The organism is Paenibacillus sp. NPDC056579, assembly GCF_042793215.1.
In the GTDB taxonomy this organism is placed as follows: domain Bacteria; phylum Bacillota; class Bacilli; order Paenibacillales; family NBRC-103111; genus Paenibacillus_S.
Map to the genome: position 1 here is coordinate 85,162 of NZ_JBHTVD010000001.1, position 23,558 is coordinate 108,719.

The 23,558-nt window shown below is 50.6% G+C and carries 30 protein-coding genes and 1 tRNA gene; all 31 read left to right on the plus strand.

Features of this window, described 5'->3' with window-relative positions:
* Nucleotides 1-85: 85 nt before the first annotated feature.
* The 31 genes from ACFQ88_RS00455 (at nt 86) to trpE (ending at nt 23,525) form a co-directional block, all read left to right on the plus strand.
* Nucleotides 86-724, plus strand: coding sequence for a hypothetical protein (locus tag ACFQ88_RS00455; protein WP_379451291.1), 639 nt, complete (start codon nt 86-88; stop codon nt 722-724).
* Between the two features lie 15 nt (nt 725-739).
* On the plus strand, nt 740-1,651 hold the full coding sequence (locus ACFQ88_RS00460; protein ID WP_379451292.1) for a YIEGIA family protein: 912 nt from the start codon (nt 740-742) through the stop codon (nt 1,649-1,651).
* 5 nt (nt 1,652-1,656) lie between these two features.
* The gene (locus ACFQ88_RS00465) at nt 1,657-1,851 is read left to right on the plus strand and encodes a capping complex subunit for YIEGIA (protein WP_239634381.1); all 195 of its coding nucleotides are present in this window, start codon (nt 1,657-1,659) and stop codon (nt 1,849-1,851) included.
* 104 nt (nt 1,852-1,955) lie between these two features.
* Nucleotides 1,956-3,278 (plus strand): ribosome biogenesis GTPase Der, encoded by a 1,323-nt coding sequence (gene der / locus ACFQ88_RS00470; RefSeq protein ID WP_379451293.1) that lies wholly within the window; start codon nt 1,956-1,958, stop codon nt 3,276-3,278.
* A 13-nt stretch (nt 3,279-3,291) separates the two neighbouring features.
* Entirely contained in the window at nt 3,292-3,885 is a 594-nt protein-coding gene (gene plsY / locus ACFQ88_RS00475) for a glycerol-3-phosphate 1-O-acyltransferase PlsY (RefSeq protein WP_239634383.1), read from the plus strand.
* Nucleotides 3,886-3,902: 17 nt separating this feature from the next.
* Entirely contained in the window at nt 3,903-4,946 is a 1,044-nt protein-coding gene (locus ACFQ88_RS00480) for an NAD(P)H-dependent glycerol-3-phosphate dehydrogenase (RefSeq protein ID WP_379451294.1), read from the plus strand.
* Nucleotides 4,947-5,021: 75 nt separating this feature from the next.
* Nucleotides 5,022-5,321: a stage VI sporulation protein F gene (locus tag ACFQ88_RS00485; RefSeq protein ID WP_239634385.1), complete on the plus strand. Its 300-nt coding sequence runs from the start codon at nt 5,022-5,024 to the stop codon at nt 5,319-5,321.
* A 117-nt stretch (nt 5,322-5,438) separates the two neighbouring features.
* Nucleotides 5,439-5,618 carry a DUF2768 family protein gene (locus ACFQ88_RS00490; protein ID WP_239634386.1) on the plus strand — a complete coding sequence of 60 codons (180 nt, stop codon included), beginning with the start codon at nt 5,439-5,441 and terminating at the stop codon, nt 5,616-5,618.
* A gap of 67 nt (nt 5,619-5,685) precedes the next feature.
* Nucleotides 5,686-5,979: a 2Fe-2S iron-sulfur cluster-binding protein gene (locus ACFQ88_RS00495; RefSeq protein WP_239634387.1), complete on the plus strand. Its 294-nt coding sequence runs from the start codon at nt 5,686-5,688 to the stop codon at nt 5,977-5,979.
* Between the two features lie 39 nt (nt 5,980-6,018).
* Nucleotides 6,019-6,618, plus strand: a complete 600-nt coding sequence (locus ACFQ88_RS00500) for a nucleotidyltransferase domain-containing protein (RefSeq protein ID WP_379451295.1) — start codon at nt 6,019-6,021, stop codon at nt 6,616-6,618.
* A gap of 21 nt (nt 6,619-6,639) precedes the next feature.
* Complete coding sequence (locus tag ACFQ88_RS00505) at nt 6,640-6,975, plus strand: 2Fe-2S iron-sulfur cluster-binding protein (RefSeq protein WP_379451296.1); 336 nt, start codon at nt 6,640-6,642, stop codon at nt 6,973-6,975.
* Nucleotides 6,976-7,713, plus strand: coding sequence for a hypothetical protein (locus ACFQ88_RS00510; RefSeq protein ID WP_379451297.1), 738 nt, complete (start codon nt 6,976-6,978; stop codon nt 7,711-7,713).
* 261 nt (nt 7,714-7,974) lie between these two features.
* Nucleotides 7,975-9,453: a stage IV sporulation protein A gene (gene spoIVA / locus ACFQ88_RS00515; protein WP_239634391.1), complete on the plus strand. Its 1,479-nt coding sequence runs from the start codon at nt 7,975-7,977 to the stop codon at nt 9,451-9,453.
* 216 nt (nt 9,454-9,669) lie between these two features.
* On the plus strand, nt 9,670-9,942 hold the full coding sequence (locus ACFQ88_RS00520) for an HU family DNA-binding protein (RefSeq protein ID WP_239634392.1): 273 nt from the start codon (nt 9,670-9,672) through the stop codon (nt 9,940-9,942).
* A gap of 142 nt (nt 9,943-10,084) precedes the next feature.
* Nucleotides 10,085-10,161 (plus strand) — tRNA-Pro (locus ACFQ88_RS00525).
* A 151-nt stretch (nt 10,162-10,312) separates the two neighbouring features.
* A complete protein-coding gene (locus ACFQ88_RS00530) occupies nt 10,313-11,239 on the plus strand; it encodes a phosphatase PAP2 family protein (protein WP_379451298.1) in 927 nt (308 codons plus the stop codon).
* A gap of 153 nt (nt 11,240-11,392) precedes the next feature.
* The gene (mtrB, locus tag ACFQ88_RS00535) at nt 11,393-11,620 is read left to right on the plus strand and encodes a trp RNA-binding attenuation protein MtrB (RefSeq protein WP_239635367.1); all 228 of its coding nucleotides are present in this window, start codon (nt 11,393-11,395) and stop codon (nt 11,618-11,620) included.
* Between the two features lie 102 nt (nt 11,621-11,722).
* The gene (locus tag ACFQ88_RS00540; protein WP_239634394.1) at nt 11,723-12,241 is read left to right on the plus strand and encodes a hypothetical protein; all 519 of its coding nucleotides are present in this window, start codon (nt 11,723-11,725) and stop codon (nt 12,239-12,241) included.
* A gap of 89 nt (nt 12,242-12,330) precedes the next feature.
* Complete coding sequence (locus tag ACFQ88_RS00545) at nt 12,331-13,194, plus strand: heptaprenyl diphosphate synthase component 1 (RefSeq protein WP_239634395.1); 864 nt, start codon at nt 12,331-12,333, stop codon at nt 13,192-13,194.
* 11 nt (nt 13,195-13,205) lie between these two features.
* Nucleotides 13,206-13,931 carry a demethylmenaquinone methyltransferase gene (locus ACFQ88_RS00550; protein WP_379451299.1) on the plus strand — a complete coding sequence of 242 codons (726 nt, stop codon included), beginning with the start codon at nt 13,206-13,208 and terminating at the stop codon, nt 13,929-13,931.
* A 25-nt stretch (nt 13,932-13,956) separates the two neighbouring features.
* Nucleotides 13,957-14,829 (plus strand): UbiA-like polyprenyltransferase, encoded by an 873-nt coding sequence (locus ACFQ88_RS00555; protein ID WP_379453509.1) that lies wholly within the window; start codon nt 13,957-13,959, stop codon nt 14,827-14,829.
* Nucleotides 14,826-15,458 carry a UbiX family flavin prenyltransferase gene (locus tag ACFQ88_RS00560; protein WP_239634396.1) on the plus strand — a complete coding sequence of 211 codons (633 nt, stop codon included), beginning with the start codon at nt 14,826-14,828 and terminating at the stop codon, nt 15,456-15,458. The genes ACFQ88_RS00555 and ACFQ88_RS00560 overlap by 4 nt, the downstream gene beginning before the upstream one ends.
* Nucleotides 15,418-16,281: a menaquinone biosynthesis protein gene (locus ACFQ88_RS00565; RefSeq protein ID WP_379451300.1), complete on the plus strand. Its 864-nt coding sequence runs from the start codon at nt 15,418-15,420 to the stop codon at nt 16,279-16,281. The genes ACFQ88_RS00560 and ACFQ88_RS00565 overlap by 41 nt, the downstream gene beginning before the upstream one ends.
* Nucleotides 16,278-17,252 carry a heptaprenyl diphosphate synthase component II gene (hepT, locus tag ACFQ88_RS00570; protein ID WP_379451301.1) on the plus strand — a complete coding sequence of 325 codons (975 nt, stop codon included), beginning with the start codon at nt 16,278-16,280 and terminating at the stop codon, nt 17,250-17,252. Before ACFQ88_RS00565 ends, hepT begins: the two co-directional genes overlap by 4 nt.
* 57 nt (nt 17,253-17,309) lie before the next feature.
* On the plus strand, nt 17,310-17,753 hold the full coding sequence (gene ndk / locus ACFQ88_RS00575) for a nucleoside-diphosphate kinase (protein WP_239634399.1): 444 nt from the start codon (nt 17,310-17,312) through the stop codon (nt 17,751-17,753).
* A gap of 15 nt (nt 17,754-17,768) precedes the next feature.
* On the plus strand, nt 17,769-18,548 hold the full coding sequence (locus ACFQ88_RS00580; RefSeq protein ID WP_379451302.1) for a CheR family methyltransferase: 780 nt from the start codon (nt 17,769-17,771) through the stop codon (nt 18,546-18,548).
* Nucleotides 18,549-18,617: 69 nt separating this feature from the next.
* A complete protein-coding gene (locus tag ACFQ88_RS00585; protein WP_239634401.1) occupies nt 18,618-18,782 on the plus strand; it encodes a hypothetical protein in 165 nt (54 codons plus the stop codon).
* 262 nt (nt 18,783-19,044) lie between these two features.
* On the plus strand, nt 19,045-20,208 hold the full coding sequence (gene aroC / locus ACFQ88_RS00590) for a chorismate synthase (RefSeq protein WP_379451303.1): 1,164 nt from the start codon (nt 19,045-19,047) through the stop codon (nt 20,206-20,208).
* 18 nt (nt 20,209-20,226) lie between these two features.
* Entirely contained in the window at nt 20,227-21,321 is a 1,095-nt protein-coding gene (gene aroB / locus ACFQ88_RS00595; RefSeq protein WP_239634403.1) for a 3-dehydroquinate synthase, read from the plus strand.
* Nucleotides 21,322-21,324: 3 nt separating this feature from the next.
* Nucleotides 21,325-21,702 (plus strand): chorismate mutase, encoded by a 378-nt coding sequence (aroH, locus tag ACFQ88_RS00600; RefSeq protein WP_239634404.1) that lies wholly within the window; start codon nt 21,325-21,327, stop codon nt 21,700-21,702.
* 284 nt (nt 21,703-21,986) lie between these two features.
* Nucleotides 21,987-23,525: an anthranilate synthase component I gene (gene trpE, locus ACFQ88_RS00605; RefSeq protein WP_379453511.1), complete on the plus strand. Its 1,539-nt coding sequence runs from the start codon at nt 21,987-21,989 to the stop codon at nt 23,523-23,525.
* Nucleotides 23,526-23,558 lie beyond the last annotated feature (33 nt).

Below are 23,558 nucleotides of genomic sequence, written 5' to 3' on the forward strand. Positions count from 1 at the left end.
CATACTAAGGAACGGATGACAAATTCGGCTGATGCATTATCCCGTCTATGTCTCCGCAGCAACTATAGCTCTTAGGTGGGTGCACATGAATCCAGGATACTTGTCCTTATTACTCATGGTCGTAACACTGATCCTGTTCGCCAGCGGCTGGAAAGACTTATTGGTAAGAGGTATAACTTCAAAGGTGATACTTCTTTTTTTTATTTCGTGGTTCATCGCTACGAAGTTTTCCCTAACGCTCAAGGGCGGGAAAATCAACTTATGCATTGCCGTTCTATGCATACTTATCATCTGCGTTCTATGGCGGGCACACGGCTGGTTGTACCGGATCCATATCTTATCGGCGGGAGCGCTGCTCGGCTCCATCTACTTTTTTATGCTGGAGACGATTCATCTCGTACCGGCCTGGATCATGGGCAGCACGGAGATATCCATGGCTCTCCTCATAGGAGCCTTAGTGAGCGGCTTGACCCGCCTGCCTGCCGTTCAATTGGCTTCGGTATCCATAGGCTTGCTGCTTGCTGAGCTGTACCGCGGTTATATGCACCGGGATTTTGCCGGGTTTCAGCTCGGATTCCCGCTATTTCAGGATCGCTGGTGGCTGACCGTATATATGACTAGGATATGCTCGTTGCTCTTGGCCAGCGCGATGTTCGCATGCAAAAAAAGCGTCCATTGGGTGACGGATGGTATAAGAAGAATGAGCGGCGGCGATAGTGAATAAAGAGGGGCGATGACCATGCTGGATTGGATCGTGGAACAAAAATATACGGTTGGGATCGTCCTCGGGGTTCTGTTCGGGATCGGCGCAAGGCTAAGCATGCTGCGGACGGATTACCGGCAATATCCTACTTATCCTCACGGAAAGATCATTCATATTTCGCTCGGCGTCATAGCAGCCGGATTAGGCTCTGTAGCGGTGCCGTCGCTTCTGGATAAAAACTATACCGCGATTACCTTCCTGTCGCTAGCGGCACAGCAATTTCGCGACGTCCGGAATATGGAGAGGCAAACGTTGTCCAAAATCGACAGCATGGAGCTCGTCCCGCGAGGGGCTACGTACATAGAGGGCATTGCGATGGTATTTGAAGGACGCAACTATATGGTCATCTTCACCTCGTTCGTTACCGCCCTATTCAGTATCGTATTGGCCTGGTATTGGGGAATCGTCGCCGGCATCGGCGCCATCATGATCACGAATCATTTCAAAAGCGGCAAAAGCATCTCCCATATAGCCGATGTCAGCGAAGCGAAGGTGCGGATGGACGGGCCGAATCTTTTTGTAGGCGACATTTACATTATGAACGTAGGCTTGGAGGATACGAGAAACATTATCAAGGAGCGCGGAATGGGGTTCATCCTGACTCCCAAAAACCAAAATTGCCGCGTAACCTTGGCCAATGTCGGACAACGCCAGGCGATGCTGCACGATTTGTCCACCATTATGGGCGTATACAGGGATGAGGGCGAGCCTTCGCTTTTGCCTCTCGCCAAGCTGGATATGGCCGACGGCAGACTGGCCGTGTTCCTGCTCCCGCAGGAGTTGAATGGGGATAGAGCGAGGCAGGTGCTGCTGAAATCGCCGGTTCTCGAAAGTGCGGTAAGAATGCCTTCCGAGGCGGATGTCAGTCCAAGTAAAGGAGAAGCATAATTCACATGGGTAAAATTATGGCGATTGTAACGGCGAATCGAGACCAGGTTGCGGGAGGGGCGCCCATCTTTATTGTCCACAATGCGGAGGAGCAGCAAAAAGTGGCGTTTAAGCTGGAAAAAATACTGGATGCGTCTGCCCACGATTTGGAGAATGGAACGCTCATTCTGGTCGATCACAAAAGCTCGTCCGATGGATAAGTTGGTTATAGATTGCATTGCTTTCAATGAAGGCAAATGCTATGATGTAGATTGTGAAATTTTTCATGTTGCGGTATGTTGCAGCTAGAAGGGAATGAAGTCAAGTGGCAAGACCCATTGTGGCTATAGTCGGCCGTCCGAATGTGGGCAAATCTACTATTTTTAACCGCATTATCGGAGACAGGCTTGCAATTGTAGAAGATATGCCGGGGGTTACCCGTGACCGGTTATATGGAGTCGGAGAATGGCTGGATCGGAGTTTCAGTGTAATAGATACCGGCGGTATTGAAATCGACGGGGATAATGAAATGATGAAATCGATCCGCGCCCAAGCGGAGCTGGCCATTGAGGAAGCGGACGTTATCGTGTTCATGGTTGACGCCAAAGCGGGTGTCACCGCCTCTGATTCGGAGGTTGCCGAGATGCTGTTTCGCGCGAAAAAACCGGTTGTTCTTGCAGTCAACAAAGTAGATAATATTAAGCGTCTGGACGATATTTACGAGTTTTACAGTCTCGGCTTCGGCACGCCGTTCGGTATTTCCGGTTCGCACGGCACAGGCATCGGCGACTTGCTGGACGAAATCATTCAGCACTTCCCGGATACCGAGGAAGACGAGTATGGAGAGGAAGTGATCCGTGTCGCGCTGATCGGTCGGCCTAACGTCGGCAAATCGTCCTTGACCAATACGATTTTGGGCGAAGAGCGCGTCATTGTCAGTGATGTAGCCGGTACGACACGCGATGCCATCGACACGCCGTTCGAGAAAGACGGGCATAAGTACGTTATCATCGATACGGCTGGGATGCGCAAGCGCGGCAAGGTGTATGAGAATACGGAGAAGTACAGTGTGATGCGGGCGCTAAAGGCGATTGAACGCGCGGATGTGATCCTGGTTCTCATCAATGGTGAGGAAGGCATTATCGAACAGGATAAGCATATTGCGGGCTACGCTCATGAAGCGGGGAAAGCGGCCATATTTGTGGTGAACAAATGGGACGTCGTCGACAAGGACGACAAAACGATGCAGCAATTTACGCAAAAAATTCGCGATCACTTCCTGTTTATGACCTATGCGCCGATCGTATTTTTGTCCGCGAAGACGAAGCAGCGTGTTCATAAATTGCTTCCTATCGTCAACCAAGTGGCCGAGCAGCATGCTATGCGCGTACAAACGCACGTGCTGAACGATGTCATCTCCGACGCGGTTGCGATTAACCCGCCGCCTACGGATAAAGGAAGAAGATTGCGGATCAATTACGCTACGCAAGTGTCCGTGAAGCCGCCGACGATTGTGTTCTTTGTCAACGACCCTGAGCTGATGCATTTCTCGTACGAGCGGTATTTGGAGAATAAGGTTCGGGCCGCATTCGGCTTTGAAGGAACGCCGTTAAGAATGTTTACTCGAAAGAAATCGGATGATGAATAGGGAGAGATAAGCGGTGTTCTCAGTAATTTCCATCATTGTAGCGTATTTGTTAGGATCGATCAGCTTTAGTTATCTTGCGGGGAAAATGCTGAAGGGAATCGATATTAGAAATCATGGAAGCGGCAATGCCGGGGCAACCAACACGCTTAGGGTCCTCGGCAAAGGGCCGGCCATAACGGTACTCTTGCTCGATGCGTTAAAAGGGGTTGCGGCGGTATGGATCGGCCGATGGCTGGGACAAGGCGATATGCTGATCGAAGTATTGTGCGGCATTGCAGCGATATCTGGCCACAATTGGCCCGTCTACTTCGGCTTCCGAGGCGGCAAGGGGATCGCTACTACGATCGGCGTCATGATCACGCTGGCCCCAATGGCCGTAGTGTACGCCGGTATTGTCTGCATTTTGGCCATCGCGCTTACCCGATATGTTTCGCTAGGCTCTCTGGTGTTTACTGCACTCTTACCCATCTTACTTTGGTTTATGCAGGGACCGAACGAAATTTTCTGGCTAAGCTTGCTGCTGTTCGTATTCGCATGGTTCCGTCACCGCACCAATATCGTGAAGTTAGTCAAAGGACAGGAAAACAAGCTCGGTTCCAAAAAATGATCCGGAGGTGTTGACTTTTGCCCAAGAAAGTAGCTGTGCTTGTAGCTGGAAGCTGGGGAACGGCCATTGCCTCTGTATTGGCGGAAAACGGTTTGGACGTCCTGCTGTGGTCGAGAAATGAGCAGCAGGTGACAGAAATGAATAAGGAGCACCGCAATCGGCGGTTTTTGGGGGATGTTGCGCTGTCTCCCGCCATTCGAGCGACCAGTTCCATGAAAGAAGCGCTGGAGGACGCCTACGCTGTTGTTGTCGTTGCCCCTTCGGCGGCGATGAGAGAGGTAGCGTCGCAAATGCGGCCGTATTTGAGCAAGGAGACCCTTCTCATCCATGCGACCAAAGGCTTCGAGGCGCAGACGCTGAAAAGAATGTCTACCGTGCTTGCCGACGAGCTGCCCGATTATGACGCTTCCCGCATTGTGGTACTGTCCGGGCCTAGCCACGCCGAGGAGGTCATACAGCAATCCCCTACGACAGTCGTCGTAGCGTCAGAAAGCGTAGAAGCGGCGGAGGCTGCTCAGGACCTGCTTATCAACTCCAGCTTCCGCGTGTACACGAACCCCGATGTCATCGGAGTAGAGGTCGGCGGAGCGCTCAAGAACATTATTGCGCTGGGCGCGGGCTTAACGGACGGTCTAGGCTATGGCGATAATGCCAAAGCGGCGCTGTTAACGCGCGGATTAGCCGAGATCTCCCGCTTGGGAACGGCTATGGGCGGCAATCCTCTTACCTTCTCCGGGCTGGCTGGAGTCGGAGATCTCGTCGTAACTTGTACGAGTAAGCACAGCCGCAACTGGAGAGCCGGCTATTTGCTGGCACAAGGGCATCCTTTGGACGAGGTGCTGAAGCAGATGGGAATGGTCGTGGAAGGCGTCAAGACGACGCAAGCGGCCTACAAGCTGTCGCGCCAGTATGATGCCACTATGCCTATTGCCGATGAGCTGTATGCCGTATTGTTCAACGGGAAAACGCCTGAAGCTGCCGTTGAAGATTTGATGGGCAGAGGGCGTACTCACGAGATTGAAGAAGTAGCCAAGCCCGTGCAAACTAAGTGGTTCAGCTAGTTATAAGCCTACACGGCTGAAGGCTTCTGTTCATACAATACCTTAGATTCGTAACTCCGCCAATGGCAAGGAGCTATGAGGGTAAGGAGGGACAGAACAGTGGCTGATAAGAATACGCCGAAAGACGTGTTGAACGTCGTCAAGAAGAAAACCGGCAAATCCATCGATGAGAAGGACATTTATAAGCTGGCCAGCGGTGTGAAGCCTTCCACCATGCAAAATGAGGCTCAGCTTAGACAATTGATAAAGCAGGTTTCCAATCTGGTCAACGTACCGGTGTCGGAGTCGACGATCAACGAGATCATTCAATCCGTCAAAGGCAGCAAAAACGGCAATACATTGGAGCAGCTGATGAAGCTGCTTTCGAAAAAGTAACAGTTTCGTGGCATAGGCGGCCATTTGGCACGCTTATGCTTTTTTTATGTTATAATAGCAAAGAATATTTTGGGTATTCCGGACGATACATAAAAATAAAAGGATAGGGGTCTGAATATGTCACCCATGGATAAAATGTGGGCATCGTTTATCGCCATCGGGCTAATGGTGCTGGCATCGTTGCTTATTTCTTTTGCAAGGACAAAAACGAAAGGCGCGGTTCGGGCGATTTTGTCGTTCGTCGCATTTTTACTGTTTATTCCTATTTTATTGTATATGGTAGTTTCCTTGCTTTGATGCGGCGGGGCTAGCGCCAACGTCCTGATATGCATCCATTAGTTTACTTGCGGAGGGTTAGTCATTTATGATCACATTGATGGGACGTAAAGTACAAAAAGAGGTCGAGTTCGATAGCGGTCTTACGATATTGGATTTGGCCATGAAGCATGAGGTAGATTGGTCGTTCAGCTGTACCAGAGGGACGTGCGCCCGCTGCAGATGCTATGTAAAAGAAGGCGCCGAATTATTAAACGAGCCGACGGACGCCGAGCTGGATCGGCTAGAGCCGGAAGAAATAGAGAAGGGCTTTCGTCTCGGCTGCCAAGCGGTTGTGAAGCAGGACGGCCCCGTGACCGTATTGTACAAGCCATATTTCTAAAACCGGCAGCCGCCGGTTGTTACGAAGAGGGGACTAAGAGTGTCACATATAGAGAATCTGGGCGATGCCCTGAGACAGCTGGCGGAAGACTTGACCGGCATAGGTCAGCCGTGGCTCGTCGGCGGCAGCTGCGGGCTGCTGATGCAGGGGGTAGCGCTTGCCGAGGCCCCGCATGACCTTGATGTGTATGCGGACGGCGAAGCGGCAAGGCGCATTCACGCCGAATTGAAAGCCTATTCCACTGACGAACAGACAGAGGATCGCTCTGCGATATATTATTCGATCTTAAGCCATTACCAAATCGGTGGCGTCAAGGTAGAATTGGTCGGGGACTTTCAAGTGACCGCCTGCGACAGCGTGTATCGGGTCGATGCCGCCCGATATTACGAGCAATACGCCGTAACCCATACCTTAAGCAGTGAGCGCAGCAGCAATGCGATCAAGCTCATGCCTTTGGAGCACGAACTGGTGTTCAATATCCTTAGAGACCGTCCCGACCGGTATGAAGCGATAGCCCGGGTGATGCTGGAGCGGCACGGCGGACCAACGCGGACGCTACAGGAGCTTGCGGTAAGCAACCGGTTGAGCGACAAGGTGACGATGAAGCTGGGGCAGCTGTTAAGCGGTAATAAAATCTGATCGTTGAAGGAGTATATGCGGATGCCAATACGGGTTACCTTTTTGCCAGACGGGAAATCGGTTGAAGTGAGGCCGGGAACGACTTTGTTGGATGCATCCCGCAGAGCAAGAGTCAATATCCGTACCCGATGCGGAGGGAAAGCCGCCTGTTTGATGTGCAAGGTAATAGCATCAGACGGAAGCGGTCTTGCTCCGATGAATATAAACGAGCGATTGAAGCTGGGCGGGCTGCAGGAGCAAGGATACCGGCTTGCATGTCAAGCAAAGGTGACAGGCGATGTTACGGTTACGACACCCGAGGACCCGCTGAAAGCAGCTATCAGGAAACAGCTGGAACGTCAGCAGGAGGATCTATAAATGCTAGCAAAGCTTCGAAATTCAAGCCTGGCCATAATCATTGTTGTACTCAGCCTGATGCTGTCGGGCTGCATGTACCCGAAAGATCAATTGAAGCAAAATCAAATCGCCACCGGCGAATTTGTCGTCGTGGTGCAAAATGCCGTTGACCAGTTCCACACCAAAACCGGCGTATTGCCGATAAAAAACAGCGAGCAAACGACCCCGCTGTATGAGAAGTATCCCATCGATTTCAAAAAGCTGAAAGAACGAGCGATGATTAGCAGCATCCCGGCGAATGCCTTCGAGAACGGCGGCACCGCGGTCTATGTCCTGGTGGACGTGGAGACGAAGCCGACGGTCAAAATGATGGATCTGATTTCGTTCCAGCTAACGGCCGAGGTTCAGAAGCAGGTGGACGACTATAGAGCCAAAAACTACGGCAAGCTTCCTACCGGAGAACAGGTGGCGCCGTCCTTTTACCGGATCGATTTTGCCAAAATGAACAAAAAGCCGGTTCAAGCCGCCAGCATGTATACGCGGCAAGTCATGCTTCCGCTATTGCTGGACGACACCGGACGCGTATCGATAGACTATGCCGAGGAAATGATGCGGCTTATCGACAAAAAATCGCTTCAAAAGAGCCTCGACAGCAAGCAGGATTTGCGAGAGCTGCTGGTTAAGGAATCGTTCTATGTACCGGCGCGGACCGGCCCGTATCACTGGCTGAACGGCCAACCGACACCGGTGGTTGAATAATATCATCTAAGCCTCTATTAACCTTTACAAGGGAGATAGAGGCTTTTCTTTTTTGTTCATCCAAAGAATAACGCGGCGGTGCCGTTCATATATTCTCATAGAGATTAAGCCGCGGTGCCATGCCGTTGTCAGCTAAGGAGTGATTCAAAAATAAAATATGATAAGGTTCATCATATTTTGTTAGCTAGTACATATATTTTTACTAGTCCAAAAAGCATGTGTACGAGTTTCGTCTTAAACAACCTGTAGGAGGGATTCTCATTGGAAAAAGTGGATATCTTTAAGGACATTGCAGAGCGTACTGGCGGGGATATTTACCTGGGGGTCGTTGGAGCGGTCCGTACGGGAAAATCAACGTTCATCAAGCGCTTTATGGAGTCGATCGTACTTCCAAATATTCAAAACGAAGCGGATCGCATTCGGGCAACCGATGAATTGCCACAAAGCGCGGCGGGCCGAACCATTATGACGACGGAGCCGAAATTCGTACCGAACAATGCAGTACAGCTGCATGTTGCTGAAGGACTGAATGTCAATGTTCGTCTGGTGGATTGCGTAGGCTATGTGGTGGAAGGCGCCAAAGGCTATGAGGACGAGAACGGACCGCGCATGATCAACACCCCTTGGTTCGATGAAGCGATCCCATTCCAGGAAGCGGCAGAAATCGGCACTCGCAAAGTCATTCAAGAGCATGCGACCTTGGGCGTCGTAATCACGACGGACGGCTCGATCGCCGAAATTCCCCGCTCATCTTATGTTGATGCCGAAGCAAGAATCATCTCCGAGCTGAAGGAAGTCGGCAAGCCGTTTATCGTCATTGTCAACTCCACGAAGCCGAACAGCGAGATCGCTCAGGAATTGAGAAGCGAGCTGCAAACGAAGCACGACGTTCCTGTAGTTGCGATGAGCGTAGCGAATATGAACGAAGACGATATGATCTCCGTACTTCGCGAGGTGCTGTACGAATTCCCGGTGCACGAAGTCAACGTCAACCTGCCGAGCTGGGTGATGGTGCTGGAGGAAAACCACTGGCTCCGTTCCCACTTCGAGAACTCGGTACGGGAAACCGTCCAGGATATCCGCAGGCTGCGTGATGTGGACCGCGTAGTGAGCCACTTCGAGGAGTATGAATTTATCGATAGAGCCGCTTTGGCCGGCATGAATATGGGCCAAGGGGTTGCGGAAATCGACCTGTACGCTCCGGACGAATTGTATGACCGCATTCTGATGGAAGTCGTGGGCGTCGAAATCCGGGGCAAAGACCACTTGCTCCAGCTGATGCAGGAATTCAGCCATGCCAAGCGGGAGTATGACCACTTTGCCGAAGCGCTTGAGATGGTCAAGACGACAGGCTACGGCATCGCGCCTCCGACCTTGGCGGAAATGGCTTTGGATGAGCCTGAGCTCATTCGTCAAGGCTCCCGCTTCGGCGTACGCCTGAAGGCAACCGCGCCATCCATTCATATGATCCGCGTAGACGTCGAGTCGGAGTTTTCTCCCATCATTGGTACAGAGAAGCAGAGCGAAGAGCTTGTACGCTATCTGATGCAGGACTTCGAGGACAACCCGCTGAAAATTTGGGAATCCGACATTTTCGGCCGCTCGCTGCACTCCATCGTTCGCGAAGGAATTCAAGGCAAGCTTGCCATGATGCCGGACAACGCCAGATACAAATTGCAGGAAACGCTGGGACGCATTATTAACGAAGGCTCCGGCGGCCTGATTGCCATCATTCTGTAATATACTTCACAAATGGCTATAAAAATGCACTCCGGAGGGTGCATTTTTTTGTTTTTACTTGAAAAAGTAAGGCGTGTGTATTACTATAGTCTTGATTTACAAGCAATTAGCGCGTTTCTATGTATATTTTGCGACTTTTCGGTTAACAAAGGAAGTAACGGGACAAAGTTGCTTTTAGGCATCGCTCTTAATTAGCTTTGGGGGGAGGTGAATGGCATGAATAAATCTGAATTGATCAACAAGGTAGCAGAAACTAGCGAGCTGTCCAAAAAGGATGCGACTAAAGCGGTGGAAGCTGTTTTTGAAGCAATTTCCGAAGCTCTGCAAAGCGGAGATAAAGTGCAATTGGTAGGATTTGGTAACTTTGAGGTTCGTGAACGTTCCGCTCGTAAAGGACGTAACCCGCAAACCGGCGAAGAGATCGATATTCCTTCCAGCAAAATTCCTGCGTTTAAACCAGGGAAAGCACTGAGAGACGGAATTCAATAATCGGCTCCAAAGTCTTTGTACATATGCTTCATGCTTTCTATAAGAGACACCTGAATGGCTGCATTCAGGTGTTTCATTTTTTTGGGAAATGCTTCTTTACAAGTCAGCGCTTCCATTTTATAATTAACAGTACATTGTGAATCGGGGTATGGCGCAGCCTGGTAGCGCGCACCCTTGGGGTGGGTGAGGTCGCACGTTCGAATCGTGTTACTCCGACCATACATGGATGAGACATCGTTATAGCGGTGTCTCTTTCTTTTTTGGTTTAGTTTAGTTGTATTATTAAAATTTCATGAAGCCAAACGGATTCGAATTTGGTATACTGGATAAATGTGATTGGAGCTATGCTTTTCAGAGGGGGACTACTAGAGTGAAAGACAGAGCGCGTGTGTGGCTCACATCCAACGACTGGACGATGTACGGCATCATTGCGTCCATTTTTCTCGTTTGGCGTATCGGCGTAGCGGGAGGATGGACCACGGAATGCTGGATTCTGCTGCTCGTATGCTTGCTCGGCGTTAGAAAAGACCAAATCGACGTCGATTGGAAACGTTTTTTTGTTTTTGCCATACCGTTATTGGGCGTGTTTTACTATTTCTATGGATCGGGCAACGGCTTGTGGTGGAAAATAGCCAACTGGATGTTCGAAAATAACCGCCATCCCTGGACCTGGGACACGATGATGAGGAATATCCCCGGAAACGACGCCGCATGGGCGAGAGCGTTTCATCGTGCATCTCTGGACCGCATTATGGTGTGGATTTATAATTACGGGTTTGTGCTGTCGCTTTGGATTTGCATCGTTCGCAGCTTCTGGACGAAAAGCATCAAGAAGATGATGTCCTATGCATTATCCGGGCATATTATGCAGTTTCCTCTCATTTTGCCGTTTTACAATCTGATTCTGCTTCGCGAAGTATGGTGGGTAAAGGGGCAGCCTGACTTGCTCGGCCGCGTCTTTGCGACGGAGAACGATAAGCTGGTGGCGGTGATGAATTGCTTCCCTAGCATGCACACCTCCATCTCGTTTGCGATGCTGCTGCTTGCATTGCGGGAGAAAGACCGCATTTTCAAATACATGATGGTTACGTATTGCGCACTGATCATCTTCTCGACGATGTACCTGCAAATCCACTGGGTGCTGGATGTTATTGTGGGCATGGCGTTCGCGTTTGGCACGGTCAAGCTTGCCGATCTTGTCATCCGGTTGGCGACGCGTTTGGTGCCGGCTCGGATCAAGGGCTTCTACAGCGGCAAGAAAGAGGCCGTATACGGCAAGGGAACGATGGCTGCCTGACAAGGCAGCTTTTTTGCTGAAAAAAGTGTCTCCGGGGAGTTGGACGGAGCGCCTGTTATTTTTCATGCAAACGGCTGTGTGCAGTTGACATCGCCCTTAATTTTTTGCATCATACAAGTAGAACAAAGATTGGAACAGGGAAGGAAGATCATGATGGAACCACAGCAACCGCAAGGGGATTATTTTATCATCAAGGCCAAGGAAAACGGAGTTCAGGTGATCGGTCTAACCCGTGGTCAGGATACGAAATTCCATCACACCGAGAAGCTGGACAAAGGCGAAGTGATGATTGCCCAGTTCACTACTCACACCTCGGCAGTCAAAATCAGAGGGAAAGCCGTTATTATGACGAAATACGGGGTTATGGATACGGAGGAATAATTTTTCAGTTTGCGCAGGCATAGCCTGCTTTTTTTCGTTGTACAATGATAGAAGAGGGATCGGTCAAGCATTCGAACGAGCCTTGAAGGAGGAGTTCGCCCGATGAAATGGATTTCCCGTCTTCTGCTAACCGTTGTACTATCGATAGCTCTCGCCGCAGGGCTTTCCTTGCTGCCGCAATTGGAAAATATGGCCGTATTCCGCTCCGCCAAAGCACAGCCTGTCTCCGAATCGAATATCGTGGATGTGCTGAGCAAAACGCAGCTGCACCTTCGGATCCGAAAAGTCGAGTTAAACCACGCGATTGTCTCGATCGATTTGTTCGCATCGCCATCCTCGGACAAGAAGCAGATTGTGGAGGATCTGTACGAATTGCCTCTGTATATGTTCAGAACGTCGACGAACATCAATCAAATCCTGATCCGGGTACTGGACGGCTCCAAGGACGGCGGCAAAAGCACGTCGCTGTTGCTTGCGGCGGATGCGCGCAGAGAGAAGTGGCTCCCAAGCGATACGTTTGCCAGGACGGAAAGCGTCGAGGAGATGGAGCAGTATTTACAATCCCATTTCCAAATGACGTATACGCAGAAATGGCGCGACCGGTTCGAGACAAAAAGTTGAGCCAACTATTGTGCGTCCATCTTGGGATTGTGCTATAATAATTTAGATTGAGATAATTGCGATTCTTTGTACTGGTTCGGAGGCTAATTATGAATTCTTATCGGATCCCGGAGATGGCCCGAAAATATATGGAGTACGACATGATCCAGAAGCATACGGACTTGCCGCATTTTCCAGAATTTCGTACGCGGCTGCTGTATGCTTTCTTGAGTAAGCACAGCTCGCTGTCGGGTTATAGCGAACTATTCAGCCTGGTGACTTCCTTGGTCCAAATAGGGATGGATACGCACGATTTGGTCAGCGTCAACAATAACGTCAAGGAGACGAAAGCGGCAAGATCCAGACAGCTGAAGGTGCTGGCCGGCGACTATTTCAGCAGCCGCTTTTATTATTTGCTGTCGCATGCAGGGCAGATTGATCTGATCGGAATATTGTCCAATGCGATCTGCGAAGTCAACCGGTTGAAAATGAATTTGTACCAAACGATGAAGCAGCTGAAAATGACCGGAGACGATTACATAAAACGTACGGTAGAAGTAAGATCACAGCTTTACTTGGCTTTTACCGGTTTTATGGAGGAGTCGCTGCATCAGGCATGGCCGGACATTTTGCGGCTCTTTACGCAATGCGAGGTACTGCTGCAGGAAATCACCCGCTCGGAGGCTGCACAGCAATACCGTGACAGCTGGGGGTATTGGCACGTGCTGCAGCAAGCGTCCAAGGACGAATGCAAGCATATTCAGGCAGAGGAGCCGGATTACTCCAAAGTACGGTCCATCTGGCTGAAATATAAAGTGACTCCGCAGCTGTATCAAATGCTTAACCATTGTATGAAGCAGCTTCAGGAGAAGATGCAGACGCTGGAATCGAAGGAATTGGGCAAAGAGCTTCATGCGATCGGCGAGCCGTTTATGCGTTACCTCTCGACACCTAAAGCGCTGGAAGAAATATGAGGTGAATTTCGTTGCAATCTAAAGCCAAATCCAAAGAAGAATTCGTACACTCCGTATTTGAGAACATTGCTCCCAAATACGATATGATGAACGATATTCTTAGCTTCTACCAGCATAAGGCTTGGAGAAGCTTCACCATGAAGAAGATGAACGTGCAGCCGGGCCAGACGGCAATCGATCTGTGCTGCGGCACGTGCGACTGGACCATCAGCATGGCCAAAGCAAGCAAGACGGGGAAGATGGTCGGCCTGGACTTCAGTCAAAATATGCTGGATTACGGGGCGATCAAAGTACGCGAAGCGGGACTCGACCAGCAAATCAAGCTTGTACATGGTAACGCCATGCAGCTTCCGTTCGAGGATAATACCTTTGATTACGCGACGATCGGCTTCGCGTTACGCAATGTGCCGGATCTGGTCAAAGTTATCGAAGAGATGCAGAGAGTCGTGAAGCCCGGAGGAATGGTCGTCTCGCTGGAGCTGTCCAAGCCTACCTGGCAGCCGTTCAAAGGCTTGTATTATTTTTATTTCCAAAATATTTTACCTTTGATGGGTAAATTGATTGCCAAACGCTACGAGCAGTACAAGTGGCTTCCGGAATCATTGATTCATTTTCCTGATCATAAGCAGCTGGCCGATATTTTCAGAAAAACAGGACTGACCCATGTACAAGCTTTTCCGCTTACCGGTGGCATCGCAGCACTCCATATTGGCATCAAGAAGCAGGAAGCGGAATAAGGGAAATGGGAGATGGACATTCATGCTGTTGAAAAAAGCAAAAATTTTTATGGAAATGATTAAAATCGAGCATACCCTGTTCGCGCTGCCTTTTGCCTTTATGGGAGCGCTGCTCGGTTCCGTCGTTATTTTTCAAAAATTGCCTGGCTGGGGACAGATCGGGTGGATTATCGTCGCCATGATTGGGGCAAGAAGCGCGGCTATGGGGCTGAACCGGGTCATTGATAAAGTATTCGATTCGAAGAATCCGCGGACAGCGGCAAGAGCCATTCCTGCCGGGCTGATTTCTTCGAAGGAAGCTATTATATTTATTGTGATTTCCTTCACATTGCTGTTTTGGGCTACCGCCAATTTGAGCTCATTATCGATGAAGCTGCTTCCTATAGCGGTCTTTTTCCTTGTCTTTTATTCTTACACGAAGCGGTTTACTTGGGCTTGCCACATCATTCTCGGCTTTACGATCGCTCTGGCTCCGCTAGGGGGCTGGGTAGCCGTGACGAACGGAGTAACCCTTTCGGCAATCATCTTTTATGTTGCCGTCGCCTTCTGGGTGGCAGGCTTCGATATTATCTATGCGTGCCAGGATGCGGAATTCGACCGCGATGAGGGTCTTCATTCGATCCCTCAGCGCTTCGGCGTCGCCAAAGCATTGATTATCGCCCGCTGGTTCCATGGCGTTACGGCCGTCGGATTGCTGACCTTGTTCTATTTGACGGACTTGAGCTGGGTCTACTTGGCCGGTCTTATCATCGCCAACGTCCTGCTGTTTTATGAGCACAAAATTGTAACGCCAAAAAACTTAAGCCGTTTGAACACCGCCTTTTTTACGCTTAACAGCGTACTGAGCATTGCAATGTTCGCCTTCACGCTGATTGATCTGGTGGTGTTTCAGCGATGAGCAGGCCATGGGTCATCGGGATTACCGGAGCTAGCGGCGCCGCATACGGCGTCCGCCTTTGCCGGTTTTTGCTGTCCCGCGGCTATGATCTTCATCTGCTGATAACGGATGCCGGCTGGCGCGTGTTGAAGGAGGAGCTGGGCTGGGATGCAGCCCGCCGCAAAGACATGCTGGACAAGCATTTGGGAGGACAGCCGGGCAGCTATACCTACCATCCTATACAGGATATAGGAGCAAGCACGGCAAGCGGATCGTTCCGGACCAGCGGCATGGTGATCATTCCTTGCTCGATGGGCACTTTGTCGGGCATTGCGAACGGCGCTTCCGACAATTTGCTGGAACGGACCGCCGACGTGATGCTGAAGGAAGGCAGGCCGTTGATCGTCGTCCCTAGAGAAACGCCGCTCCATGCGATTCATTTGGAAAACATGCTGAAGCTGTCCCGCATGGGGGTGCGTATTATACCGGCTATGCCTGCTTTTTATCAAGGGCCGCAGACGATTGAAGATATCATCGACTTCATGGTCGGTAAAGTGTTGGACAATATGGATGTGGATCATGAATTGTACAAAAGATGGGGGATGACGGATGGGCAGCGAGAAACGGGCAATCCGCATCGGCCGGATTGATTTTACGAATGTTTGGCCGTTATTTTATTATTTTCCTTTAGAACGCTTTCGCGGAGACGTACAGTTTGTGACGCAGGTTCCGACCCAGCTGAACGAAGCGATGGCCGAGGGCCGGATTGATATCGGACCTATATCCTCCTTCGCGTATGGCGAGCATTTCGAAGATTACATGCTTCTGCCCGATATGTCGGTCAGCGCTTATAACCAAGTGCATTCGATATTGCTGTTTCACCGTAAGCCCTTGAGTGAGCTGACAGGCGCATCGATAGCATTGCCGACTACGTCGGCGACTTCGGTCAATTTGCTTAAAATCATATTGCAGAAGTTTCATCAAGTTCAGCCTGTATACCATTATGCGGCTCCTGTTCTGTCCGATATGATGCAGTACGCCGATGCGGCTCTCCTGATTGGAGATCATGCAATTCGGGAAAGCTGGATAGAACACGGCTGGATGGTTACGGATTTGGCGGAAGAATGGACCAAGAGAACCGGACAGTGGATGTCCTTTGCCGTCTGTGCTATTCGCAAGCAAGTGGTGAGAGAGCGGCCTGAGCTGATCGGTCCTATTTATCAGGCTTTCATGGAGAGCAAAAGCAAATCGCTTGAGGATTTGACAGCGCTTGTAGAGGACGCAAGGACACAGATCGGCGGAACGGCATCGTATTGGCAGCAATATTTTGCCGCGTTGACCTATGAGTTCGGGCCTGAACAGCAGGCTGGATTGCAGTTGTATTACCGTTATGCATGGGAGCTCGGATTACTGGATAAAGAAGTGCCGATTCAATTGTGGCACGATAAATTTTTGACACAGGTGACGGAATGAAACTGATTGAGTTGTACGCGAAAATGAAAAAAGATATTTCGTACATCGAGAAGCAGCTCGAACGAAGTATCGATACGGATCACGCCCTGCTCCGGGAAGCTTCCGTCCATCTATTGAAGGCGGGAGGCAAGAGGATCCGGCCTGTTTTCGTCCTGTTGGGAGCCAAGTTCGGCACCTACGATTTGGAACGGATCAAGCATGTAGCCGTGCCGCTCGAGCTGATTCATATGGCTTCGCTCGTGCACGACGATGTCATTGACGACGCCATGACCCGCCGCGGACAGCTGACCGTCCGGTCCAAATGGGATAACCGCATAGCGATGTATACCGGAGATTACATATTTGCCAAAGCGCTACTTGTAGCGACCAAGCTGGAGAATCCGGAAATCCACAAAATTTTGTCCAAGGCGATCCTCGAGATGAGTATCGGCGAAATGGAGCAAATCCGCTTTTTCTTCAATGCAGAGCAAACGGTTCGGGATTATATGCTGCGCATCCGCCGCAAAACCGCATTGCTTATTGCCATCAGCTGCCAGCTCGGAGCTATTGCCGCAGGAGCCAGCGAGAACATATCGAACCGGCTGTACTCGTTCGGATACAATGTCGGGATGGCGTTTCAGGTGAGAGACGATTTGCTCGATTTGTGCGGTACGGAGAAAGAGATCGGCAAGCCGCCGGGCAGCGACATCCGTCAGGGCAACATTACGATTCCCGTCATTTTCGCATTACGGGAGCCGGAGCTGAGACCGATGCTGCTGACGGAGCTGAAACGTATTCAGGAAGCGGACGGACAAACCGATATAAGCCGTTTCATCGAGCTGATTCGTGGCAGTGCCGGGATCAAGCAGGCGGAAGAGCTGGCTAACCGCTATATTGACAAGGCGATCTCCGTTCTCCAAGGGCTTCCGGATATTCAGGCCAAGAAGGATTTGATAGGGGTAGCCCATTTTATCGGCAACCGCTCGTACTAATAACGTTTAACAGCGCACATGATGTGTGATATATTGAGTCAAAGGGGGAATAGGATCATGGAACGCACTTTTCTAATGGTAAAGCCTGACGGCGTACAGCGCGGTCTGATTGGCGAGATTGTCAAACGGTTCGAACAAAAAGGGTTTCAGCTGGTCGGAGCCAAGTTCCTTCAAATGTCAACGGAGCTGGCCGAGCTTCATTATGCCGAGCACAAGGGCAAAGATTTCTACGCCAAGCTCGTCGAATTTATTACGGCAGGTCCCGTATTCGCGATGGTATGGGAAGGCGATCAAGTTATCGCGCTGTCCAGAGCCATGATCGGCAAGACCGATGCGCTGGAGGCCGCACCCGGAACGATCCGCAGCGATTATGCTATACATACGAGATTCAATCTGATTCACGGCTCGGATTCAGTGGAAAGCGCGCAAAGAGAGATTGCTAACTTTTTCCAGGAACATGAGCTGGTAAAATACACGAAGGCGATACAACAGTGGATCTAGGACGGGGATGGCTGCATGGAAGACCAGGATTTTCTTTTATTCATCAAGAAGGTTAAAGATTACACGTCCATAGATTTGGCCCAGTATAAAGAAGCTCAAATGAAACGGCGTCTGACCACGCTGAGGCTGAAAAAGGGCTATTCGACCTTCGCGGCCTTCTTCGACGCTATGGCGAAGGACAAGGAGCTCTTCTACGAATTTCTAGACCGGATGACCATCAACGTGTCGGAGTTCTGGCGTAACCCGAACCGATGGGAAGTGCTGGAGAAGACGTTTTTGCCGGAGATGATCCGCAAGTCCCGCAAGCTCAAATGCTGGAGCGCCGCCTGCTCTACGGGCGAGGAGCCTTACACGCTGGCGATGATCCTGGCGGAATTGAATGTCCTGAAGGATGCGCACGTTCTTGCTACGGATATTGATGAAGGGGCTCTGGGGAAAGCGAAAACCGGGGTGTATTCGGATCGCTCCATTCGGGACGTTCCACAGAGCTACTTGAAGAAATATTACAAGCAGGAGAATCTGACGTATTCCATTACGGACGAGCTGAAACGGGAAATCCGGTATCAAAAGCAAAATCTGCTAACAGATACGTTCGATACCCAGTTCGACCTGATCATTTGCCGCAATGTGATGATTTATTTTACCGAAGAAGCAAAGCACTTATTATATCAAAAATTTTCGAATGCCTTGAAGCCCGGCGGCATCTTGTTCGTCGGCAGCACGGAGCAAATCTTCTCCCCGGGACAGTACGATCTGGAGCCGGCAGAAACGTTTTTTTATCGGAGAAAGAGCTGAGCCTGGAGGTATAAGTTTTTCCATCCGTTCCAATACTGTGAATAGTCGACAAAGTTCAGGAGGGACCTGATGGACAAACGTAAGGTGATTACAGCTTACCGGAGAGGCTTCATCACAATGCAGGAATGTGCGCAAATATTGGGCATCGATTCGCTGCAAGTGATGGGTATGGTGAATGAGCCAGAGCTTAAAGAGCTTTCCGGTTCCATGAAAAAACAGCACGTGAATGGCTGAACTTTTGCATAACGCGACAACCCGGAGATACGCTTCTGCAGCTTTGTAGCTGCGCTAGCGTATCTTTTATTTTGCAGCCGATAGCGACTGCGTTTAGACGGACTTTCAAGCTTTCATCCTATTAGAGGATTTGCGACGATTTCTTGTCAAACGGTGGCGCCTATACTATAATTAGCACATGAATGGAGTACATAAAAGCGCTAAAGCGTTCCGTTCGGAACGTTTTCGCTTTTTTGGGGATAGGACGAAAGGGGACAAACACGTGAGATATTTAACAGCAGGGGAAACGCATGGTCCGCAGCTTACTGCGATCATTGAAGGGTTTCCAAGCAATGTGACCATCGATTTTGAAGAAGTGAACTTTCAATTGGCACGCCGCCAAAAAGGCTACGGCCGCGGGCGCCGCATGCAAATCGAGAAAGATACCGCGAGCATTGTCGGAGGGGTAAGACACGGCAAAACAACAGGAGCTCCGATTGCGCTCGTTGTAGAGAATAACGATTGGAAGCATTGGACGTCTGTTATGAATATCGAACCGATCGAAGGCAGCGATGAGACGAAGCGCAGAGTGAACCGCCCTCGTCCGGGACATGCTGATTTGAACGGCGGCTTGAAATACAATCAACGGGATCTTCGCAACATTCTGGAGCGCTCGAGCGCCAGAGAAACGACGATGCGTGTAGCGATAGGTGCGGTAGCTCGTCAGCTTTTGTCCGCATTCGGCATTAAAGTGGCGAGCCAGGTTATTCGCATCGGCGAAATCGAGGTTCAGCGCCAGGAATTGCCGATCGAAGACCTGATCCGCATTACGGAGGAATCCCCGCTCCGCGTAGTGGACAAGGATGCGGAAGCGAAGATGATCGCAGCGATCGATGCAGCCAAGGAAGACGGCGACACGCTCGGCGGTATTGTCGAGTGCGTAATCGAAGGCGTTCCGGTAGGACTCGGAAGCCATGTGCAATGGGACCGCAAGCTGGACGGACGTATTGCGCAAGCGGTTTTGTCGATTCAGGCGTTCAAAGGCTGTGAAATCGGCATCGGGTTCGAAGCGGCTAAGCTGAGAGGCTCCAAGGTGCATGACGAAATCATGTACGAGGAAGGAAGAGGCTTCTATCGCGCATCCAATCGCGCAGGCGGCTTTGAAGGCGGCATGACCACAGGGGAACCGATTGTTGTTCGCGGTGTCATGAAGCCGATTTCGACGTTGTATAAAGCGCTGCAAAGCGTCGATATCGATACGAAAGAATCATTCACGGCTCAAGTGGAGCGTTCCGATACTTGTGCGGTCGCTGCGGCGGGCGTCATTATGGAGAACATCGTCGCTTGGGAAGTGGCGAGCGCATTCTTGGATAAGTTCGGCGGAGATTCGCTGGAAGAAATCCGCAATAATTACAATAGCTTTTTGGAGCAAGTGAAAAGTTATTAGAAGCGGGGCGTGAATCGGATGAAAGAGCTAACGGTTGATTTAGGGGAGCGTTCCTACCCGATTTATATCGGGGAGGGCATTCTGGAGCAAATCGGCAGTCTGTTCGGCAAGCACGGTATTGGCAAGGCATCGCCGCTGCTGCTTGTTACGGACACCAATGTCGCCAAGTACCATCTTGGGCATGTAGAGGGCAAGCTGAAGGAAGCGGGTTATACCGTTGTAACACATATCGTTGCTTCCGGAGAAAAGTCCAAATCTCTGCACGTCCTGGAGGAAGTGGTGGCTACTGCGCTGGATGCGGGATTGGACCGGAAGTCAACGGTCATCGCATTGGGCGGAGGCGTTGTAGGAGACTTGGCCGGCTTCGTTGCCGCCAGCTACATGCGCGGAATTCGATTCGTGCAAATTCCTACCACCATTTTGGCGCATGACAGCAGTGTCGGCGGCAAGGTGGCGGTAAACCATCCAAAGGCGAAAAACATTATCGGCGCGTTTCATCAGCCGGAAATGGTATTGTACGATACGGCGACATTAAGGACGCTGCCTCCGCGTGACGTGCGTGCGGGGCTGTCCGAGATGATCAAGCACGGTCTCATTTGGGACGAGGCGTTCACTGCATGGCTGGAGGAAAATGCCGGGAAGCTGCTCTCCTTGGACCAAGAAGCGCTTCAACACGGCCTGTACGAAGGCTGTAAGGTGAAGTCCATCGTCGTATCCCAGGATGAGAAGGAGAACGGGCTTCGTGCGATTTTGAATCTGGGGCACACCATCGGACACGCGCTGGAAGCGGTAGCCAACTACGGCGAGCTTGAGCACGGTGAAGCCATTTCCATCGGTATGGTCGGTGCGGCGAAGCTGGCTCTCCGATTGGGTCACCCGGAGCACATTTATACGAGAACGAAGAGCATTTTGCAGCGTTTTGAGCTTCCGACCCGACTGCCTGCGCATTTGGATACGGATGCTATTATGAACGCGATGATGCACGATAAGAAGTTCCAGGAAGGAACGATGGTTTTCATCATACCGACGGAAATCGGCAAAGTGGAGATCAACAAAAACGTTTCTGCGGCATGGGTGAGAGAAGTCGTAGAGCAACTGAAACAGGAGGCATAATCCATGTTCGTACGAGGAATACGCGGCGCTACTACGGTAGAGCATGATGAGAAGGAAGAAGTATTGACAGCGACCAGAGAGCTGCTGGATCAAATCATCGCGGAAAATGAGATTCATCCGGAAGATCTCGCATGTGTGTACATTACGGTAACAAACGATCTGACGTCGACATTCCCGGCGGTTGCGGTTCGTCAGCTGCCAGGCTGGGAGCTTGTTCCGCTGATGTGCTCGTTGGAGGTCCCGGTTGAGGGCAGCCTGCCTAAATGTATCCGTCTGATGGTCATGACCAATACGGAAAAAAGACAGGATGAAATCGTGCATGTGTATTTGAAGGAAGCGATGCGTCTTCGTCCCGATTTATCCAAATTGACAAAAGCATAAGAGCCATAGTATAGTTACGGTAGTGATTTGTAAGATCAGTTGAGCAGAGTAGAGCGAGAGTTTAGTTTGAGCAGAGCCAGAGAAGAGCCGAGTGAAACGCCATAGCCCTGTGTGCAGCTATATGCACTTATGTTTATTTATTGTTGCCTTTTTTGTGGCACAGGAGCGACGGGACGGTTATGATCATCTGCGAAACCACCTCTACTTTGACGTAGAGGTTTTTTTATTTTTACCATGAAATGAGCTTAGAATCGATTGAGTTGAGAAGAGGAGAGAGAGCGATGATGTACACACCCGAAGCGAAAGAAGTCATCCGGTTGTCGAAGCAGTACAATTTGATTCCGGTTGTCCGTTCTTTGATGGCCGACACGGAAACGCCGATTCGCGTATTCCAGCAATTTTATCAGGAGAAGCGCGCATTTCTGTTGGAAAGCGTAGAGGGCGGAGTGAAATGGGCGCGATATTCTTTTATCGGCACGGATCCGTTCCTGATGATCACAGCCAAAAACGGCGTGACCCGAATCGAAAGCCAGAATGAAGTGAAAGCATCGATCGAGAAGCCGATTGATGTGCTGAAAGCTTACTTGAGATCTTATTCAAGCCCTGCTTTGCCTGATTTACCTCGATTTACAGGCGGAGCGGTCGGATTTTTCGGCTACGATCTATTGCAATATTATGAAAAGCTGCCGGCTCACCGCAAGGATGATCTGCAGATGAACGACATTCAATTCATGTTCTGCGACCAAGTCATCGTATTCGATCACTTCAAGCAGCAGTTGAAGGTCATAGCGAACGTCCATGTTCCCCATCATGGCTCGGACGCCGAAATTGTTGTCGCATATGAAGCGACTTGCGCCAAAATCGAAGAGACGATCGAACGGCTGAAGCGTCCGGTTCCCGCATTGGCAGTCCCGCAGCAGCCGATTCCGGAAGATATTGAGCTTGGCGAGATCAAGTCCAATTTGACCAAAGAGCAGTTTGTCTCGAACGTGGAGAAAGCTAAGGAGTATATTCGCGCAGGCGATATTTTCCAGGTGGTGCTGTCGCAGCGGTTTGAAATTGAAACCGACGTGTCGCCGCTTCACGTATACCGGATCCTGAGAACGATGAACCCTTCTCCTTATATGTATTGTCTCAAGATGGACGACGAAGTCATAGTCGGTACTTCACCCGAGCTGCTGGTGCGCGTAGAGGAAGAACGGGTCGAAACCCGGCCGATCGCAGGCACTCGTCCACGCGGTAAAACGCCGGAGGAGGATGCGGCATACGAACGTGAGCTGTTGGCAGATGAGAAGGAGCGTGCGGAGCACCTGATGCTAGTCGATTTGGGACGCAACGATATCGGCCGCGTTTCCGAATTCGGCAGCGTGCATTGCGATACGTTCATGCAGGTGGAGCGTTATTCCCACGTCATGCACATCGTGTCCAACGTAACAGGTAAAATCGCGAAGGATAAGGATTTCTTCGATGCCTTCATCTCCTGCTTGCCTGCAGGAACCGTTTCCGGAGCACCTAAACTGAGAGCGATGGAAATTATAGCGGAAGTGGAAAATGAAGCCCGCGGCGCATATGCAGGCGCCATCGGTTACTTGGGCTTCTCCGGCAATATGGATACGTGCATCACGATCCGTACGATTATTTTCAAGCACGGCAAAGCGTATGTCCAGGCCGGAGCGGGAATCGTATGGGATTCCGTTGCCGAGAGCGAGTACCAGGAAACGATCAATAAAGCGAAAGGGATGCTCAAATCCATTCGTACGGCGGAAGCGGTGTTCGCCCGCAAACCGCTGGCTCATGCGGCTATTAACCACGACTACTATTAAAAAATGCTCTTTCAGCCGAAGGGCTTCGGAGCC